This window comes from Cohnella sp. (genome assembly GCF_041640265.1).
In the GTDB taxonomy this organism is placed as follows: Bacteria; Bacillota; Bacilli; order Paenibacillales; family Paenibacillaceae; genus Cohnella.
On record NZ_JBEQAP010000002.1, the window covers coordinates 1 to 12706 of the forward strand.

The 12706-nt window shown below is 46.7% G+C and carries 12 protein-coding genes; 10 read left to right on the forward strand and 2 right to left on the reverse strand.

The window, feature by feature from the left end:
* Positions 1-591: 591 nt before the first annotated feature.
* Positions 592-1209, reverse strand: a complete 618-nt coding sequence (gene thpR, locus ACESLK_RS01920; protein ID WP_372661406.1) for an RNA 2',3'-cyclic phosphodiesterase — start codon at positions 1207-1209, stop codon at positions 592-594.
* A gap of 124 nt (positions 1210-1333) precedes the next feature.
* Between thpR and serC the strand changes: the two genes are divergently transcribed.
* From serC to ACESLK_RS01935, 3 genes are all read left to right on the forward strand, one after another.
* A complete protein-coding gene (gene serC / locus ACESLK_RS01925; protein WP_372661409.1) occupies positions 1334-2422 on the forward strand; it encodes a 3-phosphoserine/phosphohydroxythreonine transaminase in 1089 nt (362 codons plus the stop codon).
* A gap of 113 nt (positions 2423-2535) precedes the next feature.
* Complete coding sequence (gene trmL / locus ACESLK_RS01930) at positions 2536-2997, forward strand: tRNA (uridine(34)/cytosine(34)/5-carboxymethylaminomethyluridine(34)-2'-O)-methyltransferase TrmL (RefSeq protein ID WP_372661412.1); 462 nt, start codon at positions 2536-2538, stop codon at positions 2995-2997.
* Between the two features lie 201 nt (positions 2998-3198).
* A complete protein-coding gene (locus tag ACESLK_RS01935) occupies positions 3199-3441 on the forward strand; it encodes an AbrB/MazE/SpoVT family DNA-binding domain-containing protein (protein WP_372661415.1) in 243 nt (80 codons plus the stop codon).
* Between the two features lie 118 nt (positions 3442-3559).
* Here the strand turns inward: ACESLK_RS01935 and ACESLK_RS01940 are convergent, their stop codons facing one another.
* Entirely contained in the window at positions 3560-3703 is a 144-nt protein-coding gene (locus ACESLK_RS01940; RefSeq protein WP_372662166.1) for a hypothetical protein, read from the reverse strand.
* 144 nt (positions 3704-3847) lie between these two features.
* On the opposite strand from ACESLK_RS01940, the gene ACESLK_RS01945 reads away from it, so the two are divergent.
* The 7 genes from ACESLK_RS01945 (at position 3848) to ACESLK_RS01975 (ending at position 12668) form a co-directional block, all read left to right on the forward strand.
* Positions 3848-4729 carry a carbohydrate ABC transporter permease gene (locus ACESLK_RS01945; RefSeq protein ID WP_372661418.1) on the forward strand — a complete coding sequence of 294 codons (882 nt, stop codon included), beginning with the start codon at positions 3848-3850 and terminating at the stop codon, positions 4727-4729.
* Complete coding sequence (locus tag ACESLK_RS01950; protein WP_372662115.1) at positions 4726-5562, forward strand: carbohydrate ABC transporter permease; 837 nt, start codon at positions 4726-4728, stop codon at positions 5560-5562. Before ACESLK_RS01945 ends, ACESLK_RS01950 begins: the two co-directional genes overlap by 4 nt.
* Positions 5563-5583: 21 nt before the next feature.
* Positions 5584-6888, forward strand: coding sequence for an ABC transporter substrate-binding protein (locus ACESLK_RS01955; protein WP_372661421.1), 1305 nt, complete (start codon positions 5584-5586; stop codon positions 6886-6888).
* A gap of 158 nt (positions 6889-7046) precedes the next feature.
* On the forward strand, positions 7047-8744 hold the full coding sequence (locus tag ACESLK_RS01960; protein ID WP_372661424.1) for a sigma-54 interaction domain-containing protein: 1698 nt from the start codon (positions 7047-7049) through the stop codon (positions 8742-8744).
* 210 nt (positions 8745-8954) lie between these two features.
* A complete protein-coding gene (locus ACESLK_RS01965; protein ID WP_372661427.1) occupies positions 8955-9869 on the forward strand; it encodes a proline dehydrogenase family protein in 915 nt (304 codons plus the stop codon).
* Between the two features lie 16 nt (positions 9870-9885).
* Complete coding sequence (gene pruA / locus ACESLK_RS01970; protein ID WP_372661430.1) at positions 9886-11463, forward strand: L-glutamate gamma-semialdehyde dehydrogenase; 1578 nt, start codon at positions 9886-9888, stop codon at positions 11461-11463.
* Between the two features lie 2 nt (positions 11464-11465).
* On the forward strand, positions 11466-12668 hold the full coding sequence (locus ACESLK_RS01975) for an ornithine--oxo-acid transaminase (RefSeq protein WP_372661433.1): 1203 nt from the start codon (positions 11466-11468) through the stop codon (positions 12666-12668).
* The last annotated feature ends 38 nt before the right edge of the window (positions 12669-12706 follow it).

Sequence of the window (12706 nt, forward strand, 5' to 3'; positions counted from 1 at the left end):
GAAGATTGCCCTCCAACTCGAAAGGAGGGAATTAGGGTAATATCCCCCTCGGATTTTAATGATCCTCTCTCCAAAAATGAAGAGAAACCCCTACGTCTCAAGAGACGGGGGTTTCTCGACGATCTGAAAGCTCCCTTTATGGGAGCTTTTTTAATTGTATTAAATCGTGGATAAGAGTGTAAAAGTGCAGGAGAGGTGCGAGATTGATGGGGAAGTTTATAGAGGTAGATTGAGGAGGCAGATTGAAGGAGCTTACCAGCTACACGGCTGCACCGTCGTAAATAACCAAAACAAGCTCTTTCCCTGGCTGTAACACGGCTGCACCGTCGTAAATCCTCAAACTAACTAACTCCGAAATATTCCATTTTAGGGACTAGATGCAATAGAGCAGCTAAATTACATTGAAATTGACTATTTTGGGTAACTTGAAGCAAAAGTGCATCTAATTGTTCGTCTGATGCCTATTACGGGCTACTGGCGAATATTTAGATGTACCCTTATAGAGTATGCTATGGACGGCGAAACCGACTTATTTCTTAGGGAGAAGGGTAAGTTAACAATCAAAAGAGACTGCAGCAGCTGTAGTGCGGATTAATGCCCGAATGGAAAGTCGCCGATCGGCTCATAGCTGGGCCGCTGACCCAGCCTAGTGCGAAACAGCGTGCAGCCTTCGGCGGCCCACGCTGGATGCCCCTGCGGAGCCGAGTCCGGCTGCGCAGCGAGAGGCAAAGGCGTGGCACAACCTATGTGCCACGCCTTTGCCATTGCCGCCGTGCTGAAGCCGGCGGCGCCTCCGCGCGCGAGCGTCACGTGCGCGCGGAAGGGCCTAGCCTCCGTGGCGAAGCCGGAGGCACAGAGGCGCGCGCCTAGCGCTGCGTGCAGCGCGGCGAGCGCGCCGCCGGGTGCGGCTGGCTCGGCCAGGCCGCACCACAGCACGCACGGCGCTGACGGCGGGCCGAACGTGCCCGGCTCCGTCAGCGTAAGCACGAATCGCGACGTTTCGGCCGCGGCACCAGCCGCTGCGTCGCCGATATCGCGCACGCGCGAAGCTGGCGTCTCGCCTAAGAAATGCAACGTAACGTGCAGATCCGACGGATGCGTCCAGTTGCGGAAAGATAAGCTTCCTGACAAGCTTGTCATCTTGCATGAAAGATACTCAATGGCGGCCTTGGATAACTTCAATCCAAGGAAAAGACGAAAATTCTCCATCGATGACACCGCTTTCGTTCGGAAATTTGCGCATTATGTCCTGGTTTTGTCTAGTTAATGGTTGCTCAGAAGAGCAAATCTTTGATATGATAAGCCTATTATGAATATACAAGGTGGGAAAATGATGGCTAACCGCGCCTATAATTTTAATGCTGGTCCTGCTGCTCTACCGTTAGAAGTACTTGAGAAAGCTCAAAAGCAATTCGTTGAATTCGAGAACAGCGGCATGTCTCTGATGGAGATGTCACATCGCGGAGCCATTTACGAGAAAGTCCATTACGAAGCAGAAGCTCTTCTGCGTGAACTGCTCGGTATTCCTACTGGATACAAAGTATTGTTCATTCAAGGCGGCGCAAGTACGCAATTCGCTATGATACCCATGAATTTGCTTCGTTCAGGAAAAACGGCAGCTTTCGTTGCTACGGGCAGCTGGGCAACTAAAGCAATACAAGAAGCTAAGCTGTTCGGTGAAGTCTCTATTGCTGCTTCTTCGGAAGCTGACAAATATAACCGCATACCTTCCATTGGTGAGCTGAAATATGACTCAGATGCAGCATACTTGCATCTCACTTCGAATGAAACGATTGAAGGAACGCAATGGTCTGAATTCCCCGACACGGGAGCTGTTGCTTTGATCGGCGATATGTCGAGCGATATACTATGCCGTCCCATTGATGTTTCCAAGTTCGGCTTGATTTATGCCGGAGCACAGAAAAATCTAGGGCCTTCCGGGGTTACGATTGTCATTATCCGCGAAGACCTAATCGCGGAACCGACAGCTCCGGTTCCGACCATGCTGCGTTATACTACGCATGCCAAAGCGGATTCTCTCTATAATACACCGCCTACTTTTGCCATCTATATGATGAATGAAGTGCTGAAATGGGTGAAGGAGAATGGCGGCGCGGCGGGTATGGAAGCTCGTAATCGCGAGAAAGCGAAACTCATTTACGACACGATAGATGGCAGTAACGGATTTTACCGCGGATTTGCTCAAGCGGAGAGCCGTTCTCTCATGAATGTTACTTTCCGGCTTGGAAACGAAGAGCTAGAGAAGAAGTTCGCTAAGGAATCGGAAGAGCAAGGTTTTGTGGGATTAAAAGGTCACCGCAGCGTAGGGGGATTAAGGGCATCAATCTACAATGCCGTTCCGCTTGAAAGCGTTCGTGCCTTAGTAAGCTTCATGAAGGACTTCCAGAGCCATAACGCTTGATTGCAAATGAATCGAATAACGAATAAAGTGAAATAGCGGTATTACTGCCGCTATTTTTATATTTGCCAGCTAGAATGCAATGTTCCTTGGCTAAAGGGTAGGAGGTCTTAAACTTGTCTTTCCATATTGTGCTCGTTAATCCCGAAATTCCTGCGAATACAGGTAATATTGCTAGAACTTGTGCGGCTACAGGAACTCATCTCCATCTTGTAAGGCCATTGGGCTTCTCGACAGATGACCGGCTGCTGAAGCGTGCGGGGCTGGATTATTGGCATGCCGTCAATATCACTTATTACGATTCCTTCGAAGAAGTGAAAGCTAAACATGAAGGAGCTCGGTTTTTTTTCGCAAGTACTCGAGTAACCAAAAGATATAGTGATTTCAAGTTTCAAGATGGTGATTTCTTCGTTTTTGGCAGAGAAACGGCGGGATTGCCGCAGGATTTGTTGGATTCGCATATTGAGACCTGCATGCGTATTCCCATGACTGACAAAGTACGATCGTTAAACCTGGCCAACTCAGCGGCGATTCTGGTTTATGAAGCGTTGAGGCAGAATGATTTTCCGCTTTTTTAATCATTAGATCGAGCAAATAACACGCGATGGTTCGACAATATTCTACTTATTATGAAAAGTTTTGTCGAAAAATTGCACAATTTTAAGCAAATAAAACAATTTGCAGGGAATTTAAAAGCGATATCGAACGATATAGAGTGGCTAAAAAGGTTTCGAAACATTAACTAGCTAGAATAAGCATAAGAAATGGAGGTACTGCATGTGAAACCCGCAGGCGTAGTTCGTAAAGTAGACCAATTGGGACGTATTGTATTACCTAAATCGTTGCGTAAAAGATATCAAATGAATGAAGGCGATCCTGTGGAGATTCTTGTCCAAGGAGATCATATCATTCTGGAACGTTATCGGCCTCGCTGCGTGTTTTGTTCTTCGATGGAGGGCGTCGGAGATTTCAAGGAGCGTTATGTATGCGCATCTTGTTTAAAAGATATGCAAGGGCTGTAACGTAACCAGTACAAAGAGACCGTCCATTAGCGGACGGTCTCTTTGTACACTATAGAGAGTAGAAAAAAGCCGGATGACTACCTGTTAAACAGGAAGCATCCGGCTTTTTCGTAAGCTCTTAGAGTCCTTTAGTTTTGTCATCGTTATAAGAAGATGTAAAGATGGCTACGAGGAACAAAACAAAGACGAGCATGATAATCCAGAAATCAGTAGTCATACCGAATAACATAGCAGCTTTTTCAGCAGATCCTGAAAGAAACATGTTCCACACCTCCACTTAACTACTTTTATTATAACCAACCCCCCGTAAAAAGAAAACGCAAAATGTTGTGAACAATCGTTAACGAATACACTCCTATAAATTGGACAACCTACTTTTGGAACCTAAGACAAAGGAGACAAAGCTATGAAATCCCGCGCTTCTTTTCGGGAATGGCTGCTGCAGACAATATTTGTCGGTCCGGCTTTACTCGTATTTGTAATTATTGTTGCCCTGCCTTTTGTACTGGGTTTGTATTATTCCTTCACGGACTGGAATGGGGTATCCGAACAGGTAGTCTGGATTGGCTTTGGAAATTTTCAAGAGCTAATAAGCGATCAAGGCTTTTGGGATTCCTTCGGGTTTACTGTTCGTTTTACCCTGGTGGCGGTCATAATTACGAATTTGGTCGGTTTTATACTGGCTCTTATTCTCACGCAAAATTTGAAGCTGCGAAATATATTAAGGACTATTTTCTTCTTGCCCAATGTGATTGGTGGATTGTTGCTCGGTTTTATTTGGCAGTTCATATTCATTAAAGGATTTGCAGCGATGGGTGAATGGACGGGCTTACCTTTCTTTGAACTGGCATGGCTGGGAGATGCAACCACTGGATTTTGGGCTGTCGTCATTGTCAGTGTATGGACAGGCTCGGGTTATTTAATGATCATCTACATTGCTTCTCTTATGAACGTACCAGCGGATTTACATGAAGCCGCATCTATTGATGGGGCGAGCAGCTGGCAACGGTTGCGCAATATTACCATTCCGATGATAATGCCTGCGGTAACGATTTGTTTGTTCCTGGCCTTATCTTGGTCGTTCAAAACGTTTGATGTGATATTGTCTCTGACCAGAGGCGGACCTTATAATTCCACGCAATCCGTGGCGCTTAACATCTATACAGAAGCGTTCCAGAACAATCGATTGGGACTTGGAACCGCAAAAGCAATCGTATTCTTCATTGTTGTGGCCCTTATAACAACTCTGCAGGTCTGGTTAACGAAGAGGAGGGAAGTTGAAGCATAATGACAAGCCGACGTTATACTACAGGAATGCTGATCTTAGAATTGTGCGCGCTGATCATGGCATTGTTGTTTCTAGTTCCGTTTTATTTTCTGCTTGCCAACTCCATGAAGTCCTTTGCTGAAATATTGCTTGATGCCGCGGCGTTTCCGACAAAGTTTGTATGGAGTAACTACTCGAGAGCTTGGGAAATCATGAAATTTCCTCGAGCATTCGGGAATTCCCTCTTTATTACGATAATCAGTAACGCGGGGTTAACGCTGATCAGTGCCATGAGCGCTTACCGGTTTGTAAGGCGTCCTACTCGTCTAAATAACTTATTATTTACTTTGTTTGTCGCGGCGATGGTCATCCCTTTTCAATCTATCATGATACCCCTAATGAGGGTTGCAAACTGGTTTCAACTGCTCGATAGCCGACTCGGATTGTTTGTCTGTTATTTAGGCTTTGGTGTTTCGATGTCGGTATTCTTATTTCACGGGTTCGTAAAATCCATTCCTATGGAAATCGAGGAAAGCGCCGTCGTAGACGGCAGCAGTCCGCTGGGAGTGTTCTGGAGAATCGTCTTTCCACTGCTTAAACCGATGACGGTTACCATCATTATTCTCAACAGCCTGTGGATTTGGAACGACTTTCTGTTGCCTTCTCTATTGCTCGGCAGACCGGAACTAAGAACAATTCCTTTATCGACATTCTCGTTTTTCGGGCAATATACGAAACAGTGGGATTTGGCGCTTGCGGCGCTTGTCATGGGGATAACGCCCATAGTGGTATTTTTCCTCTCTCTTCAGCGGCATATCATTGAAGGAATTACAGCGGGGTCAGTAAAAGGTTAGATACAAAGAGGAGGCACGGTAATGAAAAGAAAATTCGTTTTATTCATGGTAGTTATGATGTTAGGGTTGTTACTTAATGCATGTGCTGGAAGAAATGATGAAACAGCTCCTGCGCCCGGGGCTACCGGTACGGCAAGCCCGCCGCCCGCCAAAAATGTAACCATCAATATGTTTCAGTTTAAAGTCGAAATTGCCGAAGCGCTGGATAAACTGAAAAACGAATATGAAAGCTCGCACCCGGGCGTTAAGCTGAATATTGAAACGGTCGGTGGCGGTGCGGATTATGGAGCGGCTTTAAAAGCGAAATTTACGTCGGGTGCGGAACCGGATGTTTTCAACAACGGCGGTTTTAACGAATTGATTACGTGGGCAGATAAGATTGAAGATTTAACCGATCAGCCTTGGGTTGCAGATGTTCTGGATGTAGCTAAAAAACCGATGACTAAAGATGGCAAGCTTTTCGGAATGCCGATGAACATGGAAGGGTATGGGTTTATCTATAACAAGGACATGTTCCAAAAAGCAGGCATCACGACGTTGCCCAAGACGTTGTCTGAGCTAAAGGATGCATGCAGCAAGCTCAAAGCAGCCGGCATGATCCCATTTGCCAATGGATATGGGGAATGGTGGGTTCTCGGAATTCATAACTTTAATGTCGGGGTAGCACATCATGATAATCCGACTCAATGGGTAACCGAGAAGAATGAGGGTAAGGTTAAAATCGCTGGAGACAAGGTGTTCGAGGAATGGGCGAACATGCTTGATTTGACGCTGGACAACAGCAACAAAAACCCGTTAACAACGGATTATAATACGCAGGTGACTCTTTTCGCCAGCGGTGAGACTGCGATGATGCAGCAAGGTAATTGGACTCAGGTACAGATTGACAAAATCTCGCCGAACTTGAATATGGGCGTGCTGCCGATGCCGATTAACGATAATGCGGAGGAAAATGATAAGCTGTTAGTGGGTGTCCCGAGTAATTGGGTTGTCAATAAAAACTCCAAGGTTAAGGAAGAAGCGAAGGAGTTTCTCAACTGGCTCGTTACGTCGGATGTGGGCAAAGACTACATCGTTAATCAGTTCAAATTCATTCCGGCGTTTAAGTCGATCGAAGTAAAGGATGAAAAAGCACTCGGTCCAATTGCTAGCGATATTATGGCTTACAGCGCAGCGGGAAAGGTGCTTTCATGGCACTGGTTCAATTATCCTGATGGGCTGATCAACGAATTAGGTGCGATAATACAGTCATATGTGAAGAACAAGAACCGAAACAGTATGTTCAGCGAAATGGACAAGCAATGGGAACGTCTTTCCAAGAAGTAGAGGTTTCCTCGCACAAAAAAGACAGGGCAAAAAATGACCGGGTGTGCACATTGGAATTTCGTGCATACTCGTTTTTTTTGCTCTATCAGTAGTTGGATTTGGTTTCCCTTCTATGATAAGTTAGTAGTTAAAGAATCGAAGGAAAGGATATCGCTGACATGTTCAATTTCGAACAGATCTACGTCGACTCCTCTATTATTTTGGTCAAGCCGGATGAGACGTTAACGGATGTGTACGCAAAGCTGCAGCACAACCGTTTTGTTATTGTAAATGATGCTTTCGCGTATATTATTTCCTGCGGTGAAAGTCCATATATACTGCTTTCCGATCCCGATATGTCAGTAAAGGAATGGATCGCTCGGACTGGTCATATCCATTCGCCCGTATATTCTTTATCACAGCTTGAGGATATGGAATTTACATCAGACCTGCCGATCCTGATCGGCGAAAGTCAGTCCGAAATTCAAGGAGTCGTGACGACCGCTGCGATCATAACCTGTTTGTTGAAAGAAAAGCAACAGCTAAGCTCCTACTTGCACACCATGGTTGAAACGGTCAATGACGCTGTGACTGCGGTCGATCAAGAGGGCCGGGTCATCTTTTGGAATCAGGCAGCGGAACAGATATACGGGATTACCAAGAAAGAAATCATCGGCAGAAAGATCGGGGATCATTTCGACAAAGACTCTATTATGCTCCATCGGATTCTAACCGAGGGGCGAGCGGTCCGGCAAATGTATCATCAATCGGCCCCCAATACGCATGTGCTGATCAACGCTTCCCCCATTATCGATAATAATCGGATCATCGGCGGGATCGCTACTGAGAAGGATATCTCCCGAGTCGTGCGGCTAAACGAGAAGCTTTACTCCGCAATTCCGGCGAGCTTCGAGGAGGATAATCCTTTTACCGCTTTTATCGGGGAGGAGCACGCCATGAAGCGTGTTTTGGAGCTTGCGCAAAAATTCGCCTGGATAAATAAACCTGTACTGCTGACTGGAGAGGCGGGGTCAGGCAAAGAAATGCTTGCTCATGCCATTCACCATCAGGGTGGACGAAAGAACGGGACTTTCATGTCGCTTCATTGTGGAGCGATACCGGGAGGGCTGTTGGAAACAGAGTTGTTCGGCTATCAAGGCGGAGCCTTTACAAGTCAAGAAGACCAGGGCAGACCGGGTCGATTGGAGCTTGCAGCCGGCGGTACGCTTTTGCTCAAGGATATTGACAAGGTACCGCTAAATATTCAATTGAAGCTGTTGCAATACTTAAAGATCGGCTCCTTCGAACGAATCGGCGGCGGGGAAGCCATTCATGCAGACACGCGAATTATCGCAAGCACAACCGTACCGCTGCGAACCTTAATGGAGCAGGGACAGTTTCTCGAAGATCTATATTATGCTTTGAATGTGATGGGAATTGAATTACCGCCCCTCCGTGAACGAACGGAGGATATTCCCGAAATTGTACAGGCGTTTGTTCGCGAGTTTTCATTCCAATACAATAAACACATTCCTAAAATCGATCCGGAAGTAATGAATGCGTTAATGAATTATGTTTGGCCGGGAAACATGCGGGAGCTGCGAAACATCGTGGAGAGAATCGTGATTGTCAGCGATGGCGGCATCATCACAGAGGAGCACCTTCCGCAAGGTTTGATATCGGAGGAAACGCTTGAGGTGAATATGATCGAGGAGGACATCCCTCTGAAAACACGTCTCAGCGACCAAGACGAGAATGGAATTATTAACGATACCTTACGGAAAGTATACGGGAACAAAAGTGCCGCCGCCAAGATGCTGGGCATATCAAGGGGAACGCTCTACAAAAAAATGAAAGAATACGGAATTGAATTCTAATAAGACTAGGAATGAGATTTGCTTGGGATTTAATTCTAATAGGTTAGCAAGGGGCTTACCCATAATGAGCCTCTTTTTTTTTGGAAATATGTGTTCAAAACTTGAACAAAAGTGTATACATATTAAATATAATATTTTACAATACAGATAAATAAACGAAATTGTTCATTATTGAACAATAATATCATCGTGTGATTGCGGGGGGTGCGAATGGAGTCTTTCATGAGAAATACGTTTCAATTTCTCGGAAGAAGCAGCTTCTTTAAGAAATACGCCCGTAAGTATGGATTGCAATTCGGGGCAAAACGCTTTGTGGCAGGTGAATCGATTGATAAGGCGATCCGCGCCGTGCAAAGATTGAATCAGGAAGGAAAGCAGGCGACTCTGGATCATTTGGGTGAGTTTGTTAGGAATGAGCAGGAAGCGATTGAAGCCGCCCAACAGTGTATCCAAACCTTGCAAGTCATTGCAGCGTCTGGTATCCAATCCAATTTGTCTTTAAAGATGACTTCCCTTGGTTTGGATATTAGCAAGGAGCTATGTGTGCGAAATATGCGAAGCATATTGACTTGCGCCAGAGAGCTGGGGAATTTTGTGCGTATTGATATGGAGGATTTCTCGCATTGCCAGGTATCCTTGGATATCTACGAAGAACTCCGCCTGGATTACGACAATGTTGGTATTGTTATTCAGGCTTATCTGTTTCGCAGCGAAGCGGATATTCAGGCATTGAACATGCTAAATGCGAACCTTCGTCTGGTGAAAGGAGCCTATAAGGAATCTCCGAAAGTATCATATCCAGAGAAGAAACAAGTGGATGATAATTTCAGGAAAATCATTAAACAGCATTTAGGGAACGGCAACTATACCGCCATAGCTACCCATGATGCAGCCATCATTGCAGAGATGAAATCTTTTATACATGAAAATGACATTTCGTACGACCAATTTGAATTCCAGATGTTATATGGAATTTCCGAAGAACTGCAGCAGCAATTGGTTAAAGAAGGGTACCGCGTCCGAATCTATGTGCCTTTCGGAGAAGATTGGTTTGGATACTTTATGCGTCGACTGGCTGAACGCCCAGCTAACGTATGGTTTGTTCTCAAAAATATAAGAAAGTAATAGGAGTGTGGTAATGATGAGCAACCGTTTAGAAAGACCTTTTAGCAATGAGCCGTTTACCGATTTTGAACTTGAGGAACAAAAACAGGCAATGAGGGCTGCTCTGATCAAAGTCAAAGCGGAGCTGGGAAGAGATTATCCGTTGGTTATCGGCGCCGATAAGGTGATGACTGCGGACAAAATCGTTTCGATCAATCCGGGCAATAAAAGCGAGGTTGTCGGAAATGTAAGCAAGGCTTCTCTGGAGTTGGTTGAACGAGCTATGCAGGTCGCCCTCCAGACGTTCGAGAGCTGGAAGAAAACGGCTGTCGCAGAGCGTGCGGAATACCTGTTCAAGGCTGCTGACCTCATGCGGGAGAGGAAACACGAGTTTTCGGCACTGATGGTATACGAAGCAGGTAAAAACTGGGCAGAAGCCGATGCCGATACGGCGGAAGCGATTGACTTCCTTGATTTCTATGCCAGGGAAGTGATTCGATTGAGCGAAACGAATACGCATCGTCCCTTAACACCAATAAGCGGGGAAACAAACAAGCTTACTTATATTCCGCTAGGTGTCGGGGCCATTATCCCTCCTTGGAATTTCCCGTTGGCCATTCTCGCTGGAATGACCTCCGCCGCTATTGTTTGCGGCAATACCGTACTCGTAAAGCCGGCGAGCCCGACCGCGGTCATTGCTCATAAGTTTGTCGCTTTAATGGAAGAGGTCGGGCTGCCTTCCGGTGTCATCAATTACATCCCGGGCAGCGGGGCCGAGGTGGGCGATTATCTTACTTCCCACCCGAAAACGCGGTTCATTAACTTTACGGGCTCTAAGGAAGTCGGCTTGAGGATCAGCCGAATAGCTGCAGATACCGCGAATGGTCAAGTCTGGATCAAACGCGTCGTGGCTGAGCTTGGCGGCAAAGACGGAATTGTCGTAGACGAAACGGCGGATTTAGACCAAGCGGCTGCCGCCATTGTCGCTTCCGCTTTCGGGTTCCAGGGTCAAAAATGCTCGGCTGGCTCGCGCGCCATTATCGTGAAATCCGTTTATTCCGAGCTATTGGATAAAATAACCGTTCTAACAAATAAGATAAAAATCGGACTGCCGGAAGACAATTATCCCGCAGGTCCGGTTGTTGACCGCAGATCGTTCGAGAAGATTTTGGAATATATCGAGGTTGGAAAGCAGGAAGGGCGTTTGCTTACCGGCGGAACAATTGCCGAAGGAAACGGATTTTATATAGCGCCAACCGTATTTGCCGACGTCAAACCGGATGCTAGAATCATGCAGGAAGAAATCTTCGGACCGGTTCTTGCCATCGGGGTTGCTGAAAACTGGCTGGAAGCGATTGACTTCTACAACAATACGGAATTTGGATTAACGGGATCTTACTTTTCGAGTGAAGAGGATCGTATCGCTTATGCCCTTGAAAACATGCACTGCGGCAATTTATACATTAATCGTAAATGCACAGGCGCTCTGGTAGGTGCCCATCCGTTTGGTGGATTTAATATGTCTGGCACGGATTCGAAAGCAGGCGGCTACGACTATTTGCTGCAATTTACCCAAGCGAAATTAACTTCCAGGAAAAATGCCGTGGGGAGATAAGCATGACTACTCGAAGCCGAACTTCAGCTGCCATTGAACAAACAGAACGTCTTGGCGCACATAATTACCACCCTCTGCCGATTGTCATAACCAAAGCGGAGGGGGTATGGGTTGAGGATCCGGAAGGCAATCGCTATATGGATATGCTGAGCGGATACTCCGCCTTGAATCAGGGTCATCGCCACCCGAGAATTATCGAGGCGTTGAAGAAGCAAGCGGATCTTGTAACGTTAACATCCAGAGCCTTCTATAACGAGCCGCTTTCCGAGCTATTCACATTGTTGACTGAACTGACAGGGAAGAATATGGTGCTGCCGATGAATTCGGGGGTAGAAGCGGTAGAAACCGCTGTCAAAGCGGCGCGCCTCTGGGGCTATCGAGTGAAAGGCGTTCCAGACGACCAAGCGGAAATTGTCGTTTGTGCTGGCAACTTTCACGGTCGTACGATTGCAGTGACTTCTTTTTCATCAGAGCCGTCCTATCGATTAGATTTTGGACCTTTTCTGCCTGGATTTCGAATTATTCCTTACGGGGACATAAAAGCGCTGCAAGATGCGATAACCCCGAACACAGTTGCCTTTCTGGTGGAACCGATTCAAGGTGAGGCAGGTATTGTGATCCCGCCGGATGGATACTTGCGTCAAGCAGCCGCGCTTTGTACGGAGCGGCAAGTTCTCTTTATGGCTGATGAAATCCAGACAGGATTCGGACGCACAGGCAGAAGATTCGCCTGCGATTGGGAGGGTGTTGTTCCAGATGTCTATATTATGGGAAAAGCACTTGGAGGAGGCGTCCTGCCTGTGTCTGCCGTGGCGGCGGACAGTTCTGTTCTCGGGTTGTTCGAACCTGGTTCACATGGCTCCACCTTCGGCGGTAATCCGCTGGCCTCTGCGGTGGCTTTGGCGGCTTTGCGTGTAACAGAGGAGGAAAAGCTGGCCGAACGCTCCAACAGGCTTGGAGCCGAAATGCTGGCATTGCTTCGCATGATCCGAAATCCGGAGATTGTCGATATTCGCGGGAGAGGGCTGTTCATTGCGATCGAAACGAAAGGACATGCTCGTCCGTATTGCGAGAAATTAAAGGAGCTTGGAATGCTTTGTAAAGAAACGCATGAGAGAGTGATCCGCCTTGCTCCGCCGCTTATCATTTCGGAGTCCGATTTGAAATGGGCAGCCGATAAAATTGCGGAAGTGTTTCAAACATAAGAACAATAACAGGTACATTACCCTATTCCAGGAGGTCA

Coding starts and splice junctions, on each gene's coding strand:
- ACESLK_RS01955 (WP_372661421.1), top strand. CDS start 5,584: ATGAAAAGAAAATTCGTTTTATTCATGGTAGTTATGATGTTAGGGTTG.
- thpR (WP_372661406.1), bottom strand. CDS start 1,209: ATGGAGAATTTTCGTCTTTTCCTTGGATTGAAGTTATCCAAGGCCGCC.
- ACESLK_RS01940 (WP_372662166.1), bottom strand. CDS start 3,703: ATGTTTCTTTCAGGATCTGCTGAAAAAGCTGCTATGTTATTCGGTATG.
- ACESLK_RS01945 (WP_372661418.1), top strand. CDS start 3,848: ATGAAATCCCGCGCTTCTTTTCGGGAATGGCTGCTGCAGACAATATTT.
- ACESLK_RS01965 (WP_372661427.1), top strand. CDS start 8,955: ATGGAGTCTTTCATGAGAAATACGTTTCAATTTCTCGGAAGAAGCAGC.
- ACESLK_RS01960 (WP_372661424.1), top strand. CDS start 7,047: ATGTTCAATTTCGAACAGATCTACGTCGACTCCTCTATTATTTTGGTC.
- ACESLK_RS01975 (WP_372661433.1), top strand. CDS start 11,466: ATGACTACTCGAAGCCGAACTTCAGCTGCCATTGAACAAACAGAACGT.
- serC (WP_372661409.1), top strand. CDS start 1,334: ATGGCTAACCGCGCCTATAATTTTAATGCTGGTCCTGCTGCTCTACCG.
- pruA (WP_372661430.1), top strand. CDS start 9,886: ATGAGCAACCGTTTAGAAAGACCTTTTAGCAATGAGCCGTTTACCGAT.